Here is a 14,615-nt window from a genome sequence, read left to right on the forward strand (position 1 = left end):
GGTGGGCCGTTGCGCGGCGGGCGGGCAGAAATGTGATTTCATCAGTCCCATTGCTATCACGGGCCCCTGCCGCACCTGCGGTATGTGACGTTGCCGGAGGCACCGCTTCCGGAGGCACCACTGCCCGGGACACCCTTAACCCGTGGCCTGCAGGGTTGCCTCAATGACGGCGGGCGAGAGCACGTGCTGCGTGACCATCTGGCTGGCGCCGAGGATGGCGGCCTGGTCCCCGGCCCGGGACAGGCCGATCCGCAGGTGCGTCGTGGCCAGGGGCAGCGAGCGCCGGTAGACCACCTCGCGGACACCGGCCATGAGGTGTTCCCCGGCCTGGCCGAGGCTTCCGCCGATCACAATCACCGAAGGGTTCAGCAGGTTCACCACCGTGGAGAGGACATCGCCGAGGTCTCTGCCGGCCTGCCGCAACGCCTGGATGGCCTGCAGGTTCCCTTCAGCGACGAGGCGCAGCACATCGCCGCCGTCGTGCGCCGGCAGGCCCTGCTGCGTCAGCGCCCTGGCGACGGCCGGTCCGGAGGCCAGGGCTTCGAGGCACCCATAGTTGCCGCACCGGCACAGCACGTCATCGCCGCGCGGAACCCGGACGTGCCCGAGGTCGCCTGCGGTTCCGTTGGCCCCGCGCTGGAGCTGGCCGCTGCTGATGATGCCCGCCCCGATGCCGGTGGCCACCTTTATGAACAGGAAGTTTTCGTCCTCGGGCCAGTGCGCTGTGCGCTCGCCAAGGGCCATGATGTTCACGTCGTTGTCCACCAGGACCGGAACAGGGAGCGACCGCTGGACGTGACGGACGACGTCGAACCCGTCCCAGCCGGGCATGATCGGCGGCTTCACCGGCATGCCCGTGGCGTGTTCCACAGGCCCGGGGAGCCCGATCCCGGCGCCGGCCAGATCCCCGACGCCCCGGCCGGCCTCGCCGAGCAGCCGCAGGCCTTCATCGATCACACGGTCCAGGACAACCACCGGGCCGTCGGCGACATCCTGCGTCAGCCGGCGCTCCGCGAGCACCTTCCCACTGAGGTCTGTGACGGCGATGATCACGTGCGTGGCTCCGACATCCACCGCCAGGACTACGCGGGCGGCCGGGTTGAAGGCAAAGCGCGACGGCGGCCTGCCGCCGCTGGAGCTCGCCTCCCCCGCGGGGCCGACGAGCCCGGAGACCATCAGCGCGTCGATGCGGGAAGCGACAGTGGAGCGAGCCAGCCCGGTGGTCAGGGCCAGTTCCGCGCGGGTCCGGGCCTTGCCGTCGCGCAGGAGCTGGAAGAGGTCGCCGGCGCGGGACAGGCTGCCGCCGGACTCGGAGGCTGCGGGGTCGGTACCGGTGGGCGTGCTCATGAGTAAGGAATAGCACGAAGATCTTCTGCATGTCACGCCGAGAAAAGATTGACACGTAGTTTTCAACTTTTGCTTGACGCTCGACAAAAGTATCTCTAGCTTTGGCTGTGAGCCAGATCACCAACCCAGGCAGCCTCGCTGCCGGCGGACGGCGCAGGTACTACGAAGGGTATGGAACTTGTCGAGCCAAGAACATGCGGCACCGGCGCCGCTAGGCGTGGGGATCCTGGGGGCCGGCCCCGTCACGCAGGCGATCCATTTGCCGTCCCTCGCAAGGTTGCGGGACATCCTGGAAGTCCGCCACATCATGGACGTCGACCCTGCGGTCGCCGAATCCGTGGCGGCACGGGTCGGGGCACGCTTCAGTACCAGCGTGGAAGAGCTGCTGGCTGATCCGGCGGTTGAGATCGTCGCCATCTGCAGCCCGCACCAGTTCCACGCCGTCCAGGTGATCGCTGCCTGCCGCGCCGGCAAGAAGGCAGTCCTGTGCGAAAAGCCCTTCGCCATGAACGGCGAGGAAGCCGCGGCCATCGCCGCCATATCCGCCGAAACCGGAGTGCCGATCGTGGTCGGCGCCATGCACACCTTCGACCCGGGCTGGCTGGCCGCGGAATCCGCCTGGGGCGGCCTGCCGGACCAGGTCCACACCATCCGGTCCTCGATCGTCCTGCCGCCCAACCCCCGTTTTGAGGACTTTGCGACAGAGATCGTGGGCCGCACTCCCCCGCCGGCAGCCGCGACCGCTGGCGCCAACGCGGCCGCGAGCGGCGCGGCCGCTGATGCCGCAGAGAAAGCCAAGCTGACCGGCGGCGTCATTGGCCTGGCCATCCACGACCTCCCCCTGGTCCGCAGGTTTGCCCCGGACTTCCGGGCCGTCGAGGTCCTGCACGCCCAGACCGTCCTGCCGTTCGGCTATGTCATCTCCCTGCGGGCGGGAAGCGTGGCCATCGAACTCCGCGCCGCCATGAACGGAACCTGGGAGCCGTCCTGGACCTTCGAGGCCATCGGCGACGACGCGTCCCTGTCCATCGACTTCACCCCTTCCTACGTTCACGCGGGATCGGCGACGGCCCGGATCCGGACCGCTGCCAGCACCACCGTCCTCGGCCCCTTCGGCCACAACGGTTACGAGGGTGAATGGCGCAAACTCGCCGAGCTCGCCCGCGGCACCGGAACGGCCCCGCACCCGGAGACGCTCATCCACGATCTGGAATTCGCCCTCGCGATCGCCGACGCCGCTGCCGCTTGCGTCGATGCCGGCGCCGCCTACGAGGAGGCCCGCGCATGACAACGCCGCTCTTGGTCCAGTCCGGCCCCGACGCCGAACAGGCGGGAGCCGTCGGCGCCGTCGTCGCTTCCCTCCCCGTTTCCTTCGCCCCGGCAGGCAGCCAGCCCGACGTCGTCGCACTCGCCGGCACGGCCGGCTGGACCGCCAGCGCAACGGAGGCGGTCCGCGCAGGTGCCCGCGGCGTCGTCGTCGTTGATCCAGTAGCCGAAGACCCCGCGGCACTGGCCGCGGTGGCAGCCGACGCCGGCACCGCGGTGGTCCTTGACCAGGCGTGGGCCGGCAACCCCGCCCTCGCGGAGTCCGCTGGCGCGGCCCGGAACGCCATCGCGGACGCACTGGCGGACGCCGTGCTGCTGGACTCCGTGGCCTGGGGCGCCCCCGGGATCGACACGGAGGTGCTGCTCACGCGGCATCTTGCAGCGGTCCTGGCCTGCGGTGTCGAACTGACCGGCCTGCGGGTCATCCAGCGCAACGCCAACGGCTACACCGTGATCGGCAGCCTCCCGGGCGGCGCACCGGCGGCCCTGCAGGGGATCACCACGTCCTCGGTCCCTGCCACGGCCACCGTTTCCGTCCTGACCTCCTCCGGGCGGGCGGACATCACCCTGCCCGACGCCTCCGCAGGCTGGCCGGCAGAGGTCCGGTCCGTCACGTCCGCCGGGGCCGCCACGTTCCCCACCCTCTACGAATCGGCCCACCGGCACAGCTGGAGGCGGCTCCGCACCGCCGTCGACTCCGGCGTCCCGGCGGCCGATCTGGAACGGTTCGCCGCCCTGACCGCACTCGTCGGGCAGCTCCACGACGAACCCGCACCGCCGCACTAACTAACTGCACTAACTAACTGCACTAGCTCACTGCACGGCCAGCAACACCTTCCGCATCAACTCACTGTCGAGAAGACCGGCCCGCGACGTCGCGGGCCGGTCATGAAAGGAAATCATCGTGACGATCAAGTCCTCTGTTACCTCCACCGCTTTCTCCCGCCGGGGATTCCTGGGCTTTGCCGCAGCTGCGGCCAGTGCCCCGCTCCTCGCAGCGTGCGGCGGCGGCTCCGCATCCCAGTCCGGGGGCGGCAGCGGCGTCATCAAGTTCTGGGATATGCCGTGGGCCACGCCGGCCTACAACGACGCCGCCAAGAAGATCGCAGAGGGCTACGCGCCGGCCTCGGGCAACCTCAAGGCCAGCTACCAGACCATCCAGTGGAACAACTTCTACCAGACGTTCTCCTCGGCCATCGCCTCCAAAACCGGACCGGCAGTGTCCACCGGCGGCGGCTTCCAGGCCTTCCAGTTCGCGCAGCAGGGCCAGATCGCCTACGCGGACAAAGTAGTAGACGACCTGAAGAAGAACGGCATGTACGACGACTTCCTGCCAGGCGTCCTGGACCCATTCAAGTCGGACAAGGGCTACGTGGCCGTGCCGTGGCAGCTGGACATGCGAGTGTTCTGGTACCGGAAGTCGCTCTTCGAGAAGGCCGGAGTGGCCCTCCCCACCGACTGGCCGACCCTGCTGGAGGCGGGCAAGGCACTGAAGAAGGTCGGCGCCTTCGGCTTCACCACCGGGTCCGGTGCAGGCAACAACTACGGCAACCACTCCATGATCATGATGATGGTGAACAACGGCGGCGGCGTGTTTACGAAGGACGGCGAGCTGGACGTCATGAACGACCGCAACGTCGAGGCCATCGAGTTCATCTTGGAACTCGTCTCCAACGGCATCGTGGACCCCGCCGCAGTCAGCTACACCACCGACAACATGTCCGCCCAGTGGAAGGACAAGAAGGCAGGCTTCGGCCTGTTCCAGGTCAACGTTCCGCAGCGCGTGGGCGACACCTCGGGAGACCTCCTTGTTGCGGACCCCATCACAGGCCCGCACGGGGACAAAGCCACAATTGTCTTCCCCAACAACATCATGATGTACACGAACACGCCGTCGCAGGCATCGTCCGAAGCCTTCCTGGTCGCCTACCTGGGGCAACTGAAGGAACTGTGGCGTCAGAAGCTGATGTCTGCGCTGCCTGTCTTCAAATCGATCACTGAACTTCCCGAGTTTGCCAGCGACCCCAACAACGTCAAGATCGTCAACGACTGGCAGCCCATCGCCAAGACGTTCGCCTCACAGGGCAACACTCTTAATGCCAACCTTGCCGTGCTCGACGGCGGCCAGGCCCTCAACCAGTTCACGCAGACGATCCTCACGGGCAAGACCGACGCCAAGTCCGCGCTTCAGACGTTCCAGTCCGGACTGCAATCCGTCCTGAAGAAGTAAGCGGACCCTTCGATGGCATTGACCACAGCCCAGACCGGCCTGAGCCGGGCCCGCCGGGGCGTCGCCCCCGGCGGGTCGGGCAAGCCCGCCAACCGCAAGAGCAAACTCAGCTCGCAGACCCGCAAGACCTTTTTCTGGCTGCTGCTGCCCTCGGTCGTACTGCTCGTCCTGATCCACGGCTACCCCCTCGTGTACGCCGGCGTGCAGGCCACGCATGACGGGTCCCTCCTCGACACCGGCGAGTTCGTCGGCCTGGAAAACTTCGCCAACGTCCTGTCCTCCGAGGCATTCTGGAAGGCGGCCCGCTTCACGCTGCTGTTTACGATCGTGGGGGTCTTCGGTTCCTGGCTCCTCGGGCTGGGCCTGGCCCTGCTGCTGCGGACCAAGATCCCGGCCGGCGGCCTCTTCAAGGTTCTCCTGCTGTTGCCTTGGGTGGTGCCAGTCGTGGTGTCCTCCACCGCTTGGAACTGGCTGGTCGGCACCCCGGACAGCCTCATCCCGAGCATCTTCCGGAACCTCGGACTGGGCACGCCGCTCTTCCTGGCCGACCCGACCCTCGCGGCCATCACGGTCATGGTGTTCAAGGTCTGGATCAGCTTCCCGTTCATGATGATGATGACCTCGGCGGCCCTGGCGTCCGTGGACACAACCGTCTATGAAGCCGCCAGCATGGACGGTGCGAGCCGCTGGCAGCAGTTCAGCCAGCTCACGCTGCCGCTGATCGCCCGCTCCACTTACATCAGCTGGATCCTCATGACGATCTTCTGCGTCAACGACTTCCCCACCATCTACCTGCTCACCGGCGGCGGACCCGTGGATGCCACGACCTCCCTCGTGGTGCTGGCCTACCGGACCGTCTTCCAGGACTTCCAGACCGGACCGGGCGTCGCGATCGCCTTCCTCATGACCATTACCCTCGTGGTGGTGTCTGTCATCCTGTACCGCCAGATCCGAAAGTCGAGCGTCGAATAATGAGCGCAGTAGTTCACGCCCACCCCCAGTCCGGCCCCGTACTCGGAGTCACCGGCAAGCCCAACCGTGCCCTGTCCGACGCGGGCCTGCGCGGCCGCTGGTGGCGATTCGCCCTGATCCTCGCCATCACCGCCGTCGTGCTCGTCCCCATCATGGTCACCGTGGTGCTCGCCGTCACGCCCGGTCCCACCAGCACAGCCACTGGCTTCACGCTGGAAAACTTCGGCTCCGTCTTCTCCGAGACACTCGCCTCGACCTGGCTGCAGAACAGCCTCATCACCACGCTGTCCACTGTGACCGTCGCGGTGGCCGTCGCCGCACCGGCAGGTTACGTCCTCTCCCGCGGCCGCAGCAAAGCAGTCTCCGGCTATTCCCTGCTCTTGTTCGTCATGCAGTCGCTGCCCATCATCACCTCGGTGGTGCCCCTGTTCATCCTCTTCGCCGGCATGGGCCTCGTGGACAACCTGATGGGCCTGACCATCATCTACGTCGGCTCGACCATGACCGTGGCCACCTGGATGATGGCCGCCTACTTCGACTCCATCCCCATCAGCCTGGAAGAAGCCTCTTGGATCGATGGTTGCTCCGTCTTCGGCAGCTTCACCAAGGTGGTGCTGCGCAACTCCCTCCCGGGCGTCCTCTCCACCGCCATCTTCGCCTTCCTGCTGGCCTGGAACGACTACCTGGTGGCCATTGTGTTCCTCCGCTCCACAGAAATCTTCACGCTGCCCATGGGCGTGCAGTCCTTCTTCCAGCAGAATCAAACGGACTGGACATCCGTCATGGCCCTGGCCGTGGTCATGATGCTCCCGCCCATCATCGTCTTCGCCGCCCTCAACAAGTACTTCAGCGTTGGCGGTATCGGCGGATCCCTCGCCGGCCGCTAGGCACCCAACCCACAACCCCGACGCCGGCCGGCCCGCCCCCGTCCCCCACATCTTCGAAACCAACTCCCGCAAAGGAATCCCATGTCGTATTCAATTCAGCTGTACACCCTCCGCAACGCCCTGCAGGAAGACCTGCCCCGCACCATCAAGAAGGTCGCCGAGCTCGGCTTCACCCAGGTTGAGCCCTACAACTTCGTGGCGACGGCCACTGAGCTCGGCGCGGCCCTGAAGGAAAACGGCCTGACCGCCCCGTCCGGGCACGCCCCGTTGCTGAGCCAAGACCAGGACGAGATCTTCACCGCGGCCAAGGAACTGGGCATCAGCACAGTGATCGATCCGTACCTCCCGGCCGAGCACTGGCAGTCCGCCGAGGACATCCAGACCACCGCAGCGAAGCTCAACGCCGCCGCCAAGAAGGGCGCCGAGTACGGCATCCGCGTCGGCTACCACAACCACGCCTGGGAGCTGGAGTCCAGCATCGAGGGCCAGACCGCTCTGGAGTACTTCGCCGGGCTCCTGGACCCGGAACTCGTCCTGGAAGTGGACACCTACTGGGCCGCCGTCGGCGGCCAGGACCCGGCCCAGCTGCTGAAACGCCTCGGCGACCGCGTCAAGTTTATCCACATCAAGGACGGCCCCCTCACCACGGACACCAAGGCGCAGCTGCCGGCCGGCCAGGGCAAGATCGCCGTATGGGATGTCATCAACGCGGCACAGTCCCTCGAAGTCGGCGTCGTGGAATTCGACGACTACTCCGGCGACATCTTCGACGGCATCGCCCAGAGCCTCGATTACCTGCAGAGCGGTTCCGCCGGCGCGCAGGGCGTGAACGCATGAGCGCCGCACCGAATCAGGCAACCGGGCGCGGCCCGGTGGGCGTAGCGGTCATTGGCGCCGGCAACATCAGTAAGCAGTACTTGGACAACCTGACGGTCTTCCCCGACCTGAAGGTCCACGTCATCGCCGACCTCTTCGAGGACGCCGCCGCGGCGCGCGCCAAAGAATATGGGATCCCCGAGTCCGGCGGCGTGGACGCCGCCCTGAACCACCCCGACGTCGAGATCATCGTGAACCTGACCATCCCTGCCGCCCACGTCGAAGTGGCCACGGCCGCCGTCAATGCCGGCAAGCACGTCTGGACGGAAAAGCCGTTCTCGCTGGACCGCGAATCCGGCCTCGGACTGCTGAAAACGGCCGACGCCGCCGGGCTCCGGCTCGGCTGCGCCCCGGACACGTTCCTCGGCGCCGGACTGCAGACCGCGCGGCGAATTATCGAACGCGGCGACATCGGCACACCGCTGACGGCCATGACCACGTTCCAGACGCCGGGGCCGGAATCCTGGCACCCGAACCCGGCGTTCCTGTTCCAGTACGGCGCCGGGCCCCTGTTCGACATGGGCCCGTACTACCTCACCGCGCTGGTGCAGACGTTCGGGTCCGTGCGCCGGGTCGCGGCCATCGGCTCCAAGGCCAAGGAAGTCCGGGTGATCGGCTCCGGCCCCAAGCTGGGCGAGGAGTTCATCGTGGACGTCCCCACCCACGTGTCCGCGATGGCACAGTTCGAAGGTGGCGCGTCATCCCACAGCGTCTTTTCGTTCGAGTCGCCGCGGCAGCGGATGGGCTTTGTGGAGATCACGGGCACGGAAGCAACCATTTCGCTGCCGGATCCAAACTATTTCACCGGCGACGTCAAGCTTTGGCGCGCGGGCGACGAGGACTGGACCAACGTTCCCGCCACCGGCCCCAGCCAGGGCCGCGGCATGGGCGTGCTGGACATGGCCCGCTCCATCCGGGCCGGCATCCCGCACCGCGCCACCGGCAACCTCGCCTACCACGTGCTGGACACCATGGTCTCAATCTCCGAATCCGTGGAATCAGGCACCTTTGTCAATGTCGAAAGCTCCGCCCCCGCCTCCCCCGCCCTCCCCGAGGACTGGGACCCCACCGCGTCCACACTCTAGGAATCAGGCAATGAACTCCCCAGACAGCAAGGACCGCACCAACCCGGACAACACCCCCCTGGGGGTGGCCATGATCGGGTACGCGTTCATGGGCAAGGCCCACTCGAATGCCTGGCGGAACGTCGGTTCCTTCTTCGACGTCCCGGCCTTCGAACAGCGCGTTCTGGTCGGACGCGACCCGGCGGGGGTCGCCGAGGCCGCCGCCAAATACGGCTGGGCCGAGTCCGCCACTGACTGGCGCGCGGTGATCGCCCGCGATGACGTCCACATCGTCGATATCTGCGCCCCTGGACTCATGCACGCGGAAATCGCCATCGCCGCTCTGGCCGCCGGCAAGCACGTCCTCGTCGAAAAGCCGCTGGCCAACACCCTGGCCGAGGCCGAGGCAATGGCGGCGGCGGCCCGGAGCGCCCAGGACAACGGGGTGCAGTCCATGGTCGGCTTCAACTACCGCCGGGTCCCGGCCCTGGCGCTGGCCCGCGAGCTGATCGCAGAGGGGCGCCTCGGCACCATCCGGCACGTCCGCGCGGCGTATTTGCAGGACTGGCTTGTGGATCCGGAGTCGCCCATGACCTGGCGGCTGAACAAGGAGACCGCTGGCTCCGGCGCCCTCGGTGACATCGCCTCGCACGCGATCGACCAGGTCCTGTTCCTCCTCGGCGACCAGGTCACCGAGGTCTCCGGCCGGCTGCACACCTTTACCCCGCAGCGCCCCGGCCGCCACGGACCGGAAGAAGTAACGGTCGACGACGCCGCCTGGGCCACGCTGACCCTCGCCTCCGGGGCCGTCGCCTCGGTGGAGGTCTCCCGCGTGGCCACCGGCCAGAAGAACTCACTCAAGCTGGAGATCTACGGGGACAAGGGTTCGCTTTTGTTCGATCTGGAGGACCTTAACGAGCTCGGCTTCCTGGACTCCACGCTGCCCGTCCGCGAGCAGGGTTTCCGCCGCATCCTCGTCAACGAACCCGAGCACCCGTATCTTGAAGCATGGTGGCCGCAAGGCCACGTCATCGGCTGGGAACACACGTTCACGCACGAGATCCGCGACTTCCTCCTGGCGGTCGGCAACGGAACGGCGCCCTCGCCGTCGTTCGAGGACGGCCTGAACGTCCAGCGGATCCTCGCCGCCGTGGAAGAATCCGCCAACGCCAAGTCCTCCATCATCCAGCTCACCCCCGCCGCCCCCACCGAAGGAGCCTGACATGCCCCGCCCGTACACCCTGTTCACCGGCCAGTGGGCCGACCTCCCCTTCGAGGAAGTCGCCAAGCTCGCCTCCGGCTGGGGCTACGACGGCCTGGAAATCGCCGTCTCCGGCGACCACCTGGACGCCTGGCGCTGGGACGAGCCCGGCTACGTCGAGTCCAAACTCGCCGTGCTGGAAAAGTACAACCTGAAGGTCTGGGCCATCTCCAACCACCTCAAGGGCCAGGCCGTGTGCGATGACCCGATCGACTTCCGGCACGAGGCCATCGTCGGGGCCAAAGTCTGGGGCGACGGCGACCCCGAAGGCGTCCGCCAACGCGCCGCCGAGGAAATGCAACACACTGCCCGGCTCGCCAAGGCCCTCGGCGTCAACACCGTGGTCGGGTTCACCGGCTCCTCCATCTGGCAGTACGTCGCGATGTTCCCGCCCGTGCCGGAAAAAGTGATCGAGGCCGGCTACCAGGACTTCGCCGACCGCTGGAACCCCATCCTGGACGTCTTCGACGAATGCGGGGTCCGCTTCGCCCACGAGGTCCACCCGAGTGAGATCGCCTACGACTACTGGACCACCGTCCGCACCCTCGAAGCGATCGGCCACCGGGAGGCGTTCGGGCTGAACTGGGACCCGTCCCATTTCATGTGGCAGGGCATCGATCCGGTCTCCTTCATCTGGGACTTCAAGGACCGGATCTACCACGTGGACTGCAAAGACACCAAGCTGCGCCCCACCGGCCGGAACACCGTTCTGGGCTCCCACCTTCCCTGGGGCGACCCGCGCCGCGGCTGGGACTTCGTCTCCGCGGGACGGGGCGACGTGCCCTGGGAATCGTCCTTCCGTGCCCTGGCCGCGGTCGGCTACGACGGCCCCATCAGCATCGAATGGGAAGACGCCGGCATGGACCGGCTCCACGGCGCCCCCGAAGCCCTCGCGGCGCTCAAGAAGTTCGACTTCCCGGCGTCGAACACCTCCTTCGACGCCGCCTTCAAGCAGTAAGGCGTTACGTCCCCAACCATGGCGGAAAACACCATCGCGCCGCGCCAGCTGCAGCCCGGCCAGCGCTGCGAGGTCTGGATGGCCTCAGCGGCAACAGGGGCGCGCGAGCTCATCTTCACCACCAAGGAGCTGCTCCTCGAGGCGCCGAACTGGACACCTGACAATGCGGCGCTCGTGCTCAACGGGGCTGGGGCCTTGTGGAGACTCGACCTCGGCACCGGCTCGCTCGACGGGCTGCCCATCACCGGCATCCCGGATCTGAACAATGATCACGTGCTCGGGCCCACCGGCACCCGGGTCTACCTCTCCGCCAACGACGGCCACATCTACCGGGCCGAACTTGCAGGTGGCCCGGCAACCCGGATCACGGCGGATGAGCGGAGGCGTTCACCAGCCGCCCGGGCCATGCCCAAATTGCCCGCGTCCGCATGGGCGGCGGAAGCGGCGTTCAGCGCCTGATCGACAGCGAAACGGTCGACTGGTTCCCGCACATCTCACCCGACGGTTCCCTTGCCACCTACCTGAGGTTCCCGCCCGGAACCGTTGGCCATCCGGCCGACCTGCCGGTCGAAATCGTCGCCGTCGCGGTACAGGACTGGACCGCGACGCTGCACTCCTGGTCCCTGTTCGGCGGCCAGGGGACGCTCAACGTCAACAGCTGGTCCCCGGACTCGGCACGGTTCGCGTACGTCGCCTACCCGGTGGGCCGACCGGCGGATCCGTCCAGGGGCTAGGGTTTTAGCCATGACGCACCAGATCCGGACAGCCACCGCGGACGACGCCGGGCGGCTGGCCGCACTCGCGGCCATCACCTTTCCGCTGGCGTGCCCGCCGGAATCCCGGCCGGAGGACATCGCGGCACACGTGGCCAATACCCTGAGCGAGGCCAATTTCCGCGCCTATCTGGCCGATCCCGCGGTAACGGTGCTAGTGATCGACGCCGACGGCGACCTCCGCGGCTACAGCCTGCTGGTGGCCCGCCCCACCCGGGACCCGGATGTCGCCGCGGTCCTGAACGAAGTGCCGTGCACCGAGCTCAGCAAGTGCTACGTCCACCCGGAGCACCACGGGCTCGGCGCCTCGGCCGAACTGATGCACGCCAGCATCGGCTCGGCCGCGGCGACCGGCGCCCGCGGGCTCTGGCTCGGCGTGAACAGCCAAAACGCCCGGGCCATCCGGTTCTACGAGAAGTCCGGCTTCCGCAAGGTCGGCACCAAGTCCTTCCAGCTGGGCAACACCGTGGAACACGACTTCGTGATGGAGCGCCCGGTCGCGCCGTGAGCGCGAGCCCGCCCGGCCAGCCGAGACCAATACCAAGCCGTGACGAAGCCGACAGGCCGCCGGGGAATGGACCCGGCGCCGCCGCGGTTGTTGGCGGCATGAAGATTGAGATCTGGTCCGATGTCGCCTGTCCCTGGTGCTACATCGGCAAACGCCGTTTCGAAACCGCCCTCGCGGCCTTCCCGCACCGCGATTCCGTGGAGGTGCAGTGGCGCAGCTACCAGCTGGACCCCGCGCTCCCGGAGCACTACGACGGCACCGAACTGGACTACCTGAGCACGCGCAAGGGCATGGCACCGGCGCAGGTATCCCAGATGTTCGAGCACGTCGCGGCCCAGGCCAAGGCCGAGGGGCTGAACTACCGCTTCGACGCCGTCGTGGTGGCCAACAGCTTCACGGCCCACCGGCTGATCCACCTCGCCGCCGCCCACGGCAAGCAGGACGCCGCGAAGGAACGCCTGCTCAGCGACCACTTCGAGCACGGCTTGGACATCGGCAGCCACGAGTACCTGACCGCCCTGGGCCTGGACCTCGGGCTCGACGCCGGCGAACTGGCGGAACTGTTCAGCACGGACACCTACGCCGACGCCGTCCGCCACGACATCGCTGAGGCCCGCGCCCTCGGCATCAGCGGCGTCCCGTTCTTCGTGATTGACCGCAAATTCGGGCTCTCCGGTGCCCAGCCCGCGGAGACATTCAAAGCGGCCCTCGAGCAGGCGTGGCAGGACAGCAACCCGCTGGTCATGGTCAATGCCGCCGGTGCCGGCGACGCACCCGACAGCGACGAGGCCCCAGGCGCCTGCGGCCCTGACGGCTGCGCCGTCTGAACCCGGCGTCGTCGAATTCGCCGGAAACGCCCGAGTTCGCTGGAAGTTTCCGGCGACGCCGCAGGTTTTCGGCGAACTCCCGGCCCTGGCCGCTCCCTGCTGCTCCGGGCGAAGCCCGGCCTAGAGTGGAGCATGGACACTTCGGCCGGGCCGGGCGGACGCCGGACCTCCCTGTTTACCGACCACTACGAGCTGACCATGTTCCAGGCGGCTCTGCACTCCGGGGCCGCACACCGCCGGTCCGTCTTCCAGGCCTTTGCCCGGGGGCTGCCCCCCGGGCGCCGGTACGGCATCGTGGCCGGCACCGGCCGGCTCCTTGAGGGGATCGCGGACTTCCGCTTCGACCAGGACGACCTCGATTTTCTGGCCGGCGCCGGCGTGGTCCACGAGGACACGCTGGACCATCTGGGCGCCTTCCGGTTCTCCGGCGACATCTGGGGCTACCCGGAGGGTGAAGCGTATTTCCCGCACTCCCCCGTCCTGATCGTCGAATCGACGTTCGCCGAGGCCTGCGTCCTGGAGACCTACGTCCTGTCGGTGCTGAACCATGACAGCGCGATCGCGTCCGCCGCGTCCCGGATGACCAGCGCCGCCGGCGGCAGGCCCTGCATCGAGATGGGATCCCGCCGCACCCACGAGGAAGCGGCCGCCGCGGCGGCCCGCGCGGCCGTGATCGCCGGCTTTTCCGGCACGTCCAACCTGGCCGCCGGGCGGCGTTACGGCCTCCGGACCATCGGCACCGCGGCCCACTCCTTCACCCTTCTCCACGATTCCGAGCGCGACGCCTTCGCGGCGCAGCTGGCCTCGCTGGGCCCCGGCACCACGCTGCTGGTGGACACGTACGACGTCGAAGCGGCGGTCCGCACCGCCGTCGGACTCGCCGGAGACAAACTCGGGGCTATCCGGCTGGACTCCGGAGACCTCGTAGCCCAGGCGCGCTGGGTACGCGAACTCCTGGACAGCCTAGGCAATACGCACACCAGGATCGTGGTGACCTCGGACCTGGACGAATTCTCCGTCGCCGCGCTCCGGTCTGCCCCGGCCGATTCCTATGGCATCGGCACGTCGCTGGTGACCGGATCCGGGGCGCCCACGGCCGGGATGGTCTACAAGCTGGTGAGCCGGGCCGGTGACTCCGGTGAGCTGACTGCCGTGGCGAAGACCTCGAAGGACAAGATCAACATGGGCGGGCGCAAGTTCGCCGTGCGCCGCCTCGATGACCGCGGCATCGCCACCCACGAGGTCCTCGGCGTGGGCCACCAGCCGGCCACCGGCAGGAACGGACGCCCCCTCCTGCAGCAGTTCATGAAAGACGGCGAAATCCTGCCGGGCTGGACCGGGCCGGACGCGGTGGGGCGGGCGCAGGAACGGCACACGGCCTCCATGGCAGAGCTGCCCCGGGTGGTAGACAAGCTCCAGCCCGGCGAGCCCGCCATCCCGACCATCTATAGGTAGGACAGCGGCCTACACGTAGGACCGCGCCGCCGAGGTGCAGGCGGGCGGCGCCGCGGTTCGCGGCCGCCACCCCGGACTCGAGTCCGATGTCCGGGACTGCTGGCCTGCTGGCCTGAGTGCGCTCAGGCGCC

Annotated in this window: 15 protein-coding genes; 14 read left to right on the plus strand and 1 reads right to left on the minus strand. The window is 67.8% G+C overall.

Annotated features, from left to right (window positions below):
* Positions 1 to 135: 135 nt before the first annotated feature.
* On the minus strand, positions 136 to 1,347 hold the full coding sequence (locus tag BLQ10_RS12455) for an ROK family transcriptional regulator (protein WP_091562408.1): 1,212 nt from the start codon (positions 1,345 to 1,347) through the stop codon (positions 136 to 138).
* A gap of 178 nt (positions 1,348 to 1,525) precedes the next feature.
* Between BLQ10_RS12455 and BLQ10_RS12460 the strand changes: the two genes are divergently transcribed.
* The 14 genes from BLQ10_RS12460 (at position 1,526) to BLQ10_RS12520 (ending at position 14,484) form a co-directional block, all read left to right on the plus strand.
* A complete protein-coding gene (locus tag BLQ10_RS12460; RefSeq protein ID WP_175558596.1) occupies positions 1,526 to 2,635 on the plus strand; it encodes a Gfo/Idh/MocA family protein in 1,110 nt (369 codons plus the stop codon).
* The gene (locus BLQ10_RS12465) at positions 2,632 to 3,459 is read left to right on the plus strand and encodes a hypothetical protein (protein ID WP_091562411.1); all 828 of its coding nucleotides are present in this window, start codon (positions 2,632 to 2,634) and stop codon (positions 3,457 to 3,459) included. Before BLQ10_RS12460 ends, BLQ10_RS12465 begins: the two co-directional genes overlap by 4 nt.
* Positions 3,460 to 3,577: 118 nt before the next feature.
* A complete protein-coding gene (locus BLQ10_RS12470; RefSeq protein ID WP_175558597.1) occupies positions 3,578 to 4,903 on the plus strand; it encodes an ABC transporter substrate-binding protein in 1,326 nt (441 codons plus the stop codon).
* Between the two features lie 12 nt (positions 4,904 to 4,915).
* Positions 4,916 to 5,875 (plus strand): carbohydrate ABC transporter permease, encoded by a 960-nt coding sequence (locus BLQ10_RS12475; protein WP_091562413.1) that lies wholly within the window; start codon positions 4,916 to 4,918, stop codon positions 5,873 to 5,875.
* Positions 5,875 to 6,762 (plus strand): carbohydrate ABC transporter permease, encoded by an 888-nt coding sequence (locus BLQ10_RS12480; protein ID WP_091562414.1) that lies wholly within the window; start codon positions 5,875 to 5,877, stop codon positions 6,760 to 6,762. The genes BLQ10_RS12475 and BLQ10_RS12480 overlap by 1 nt, the downstream gene beginning before the upstream one ends.
* A gap of 81 nt (positions 6,763 to 6,843) precedes the next feature.
* Positions 6,844 to 7,599 carry a sugar phosphate isomerase/epimerase family protein gene (locus tag BLQ10_RS12485; RefSeq protein WP_091562416.1) on the plus strand — a complete coding sequence of 252 codons (756 nt, stop codon included), beginning with the start codon at positions 6,844 to 6,846 and terminating at the stop codon, positions 7,597 to 7,599.
* The gene (locus BLQ10_RS12490) at positions 7,596 to 8,723 is read left to right on the plus strand and encodes a Gfo/Idh/MocA family protein (protein WP_091562419.1); all 1,128 of its coding nucleotides are present in this window, start codon (positions 7,596 to 7,598) and stop codon (positions 8,721 to 8,723) included. Before BLQ10_RS12485 ends, BLQ10_RS12490 begins: the two co-directional genes overlap by 4 nt.
* A 10-nt stretch (positions 8,724 to 8,733) precedes the next feature.
* On the plus strand, positions 8,734 to 9,924 hold the full coding sequence (locus tag BLQ10_RS12495; protein ID WP_091562420.1) for a Gfo/Idh/MocA family protein: 1,191 nt from the start codon (positions 8,734 to 8,736) through the stop codon (positions 9,922 to 9,924).
* A 1-nt stretch (position 9,925) separates the two neighbouring features.
* Positions 9,926 to 10,921 (plus strand): sugar phosphate isomerase/epimerase family protein, encoded by a 996-nt coding sequence (locus tag BLQ10_RS12500; RefSeq protein WP_091562423.1) that lies wholly within the window; start codon positions 9,926 to 9,928, stop codon positions 10,919 to 10,921.
* An 18-nt stretch (positions 10,922 to 10,939) separates the two neighbouring features.
* The gene (locus tag BLQ10_RS23090; RefSeq protein WP_368086516.1) at positions 10,940 to 11,380 is read left to right on the plus strand and encodes a TolB family protein; all 441 of its coding nucleotides are present in this window, start codon (positions 10,940 to 10,942) and stop codon (positions 11,378 to 11,380) included.
* Positions 11,350 to 11,655 (plus strand): TolB-like translocation protein, encoded by a 306-nt coding sequence (locus BLQ10_RS23095; RefSeq protein WP_368086517.1) that lies wholly within the window; start codon positions 11,350 to 11,352, stop codon positions 11,653 to 11,655. The genes BLQ10_RS23090 and BLQ10_RS23095 overlap by 31 nt, the downstream gene beginning before the upstream one ends.
* 10 nt (positions 11,656 to 11,665) lie before the next feature.
* Positions 11,666 to 12,202, plus strand: coding sequence for a GNAT family N-acetyltransferase (locus BLQ10_RS12510; RefSeq protein WP_091562425.1), 537 nt, complete (start codon positions 11,666 to 11,668; stop codon positions 12,200 to 12,202).
* A gap of 98 nt (positions 12,203 to 12,300) precedes the next feature.
* Positions 12,301 to 13,029, plus strand: coding sequence for a DsbA family oxidoreductase (locus tag BLQ10_RS12515; RefSeq protein ID WP_091562427.1), 729 nt, complete (start codon positions 12,301 to 12,303; stop codon positions 13,027 to 13,029).
* Between the two features lie 132 nt (positions 13,030 to 13,161).
* Complete coding sequence (locus BLQ10_RS12520) at positions 13,162 to 14,484, plus strand: nicotinate phosphoribosyltransferase (protein ID WP_091562429.1); 1,323 nt, start codon at positions 13,162 to 13,164, stop codon at positions 14,482 to 14,484.
* Positions 14,485 to 14,615: the final 131 nt, after the last annotated feature.

The organism is Arthrobacter sp. ok362 (genome assembly GCF_900102785.1).
Lineage (GTDB): Bacteria > Actinomycetota > Actinomycetes > Actinomycetales > Micrococcaceae > Arthrobacter.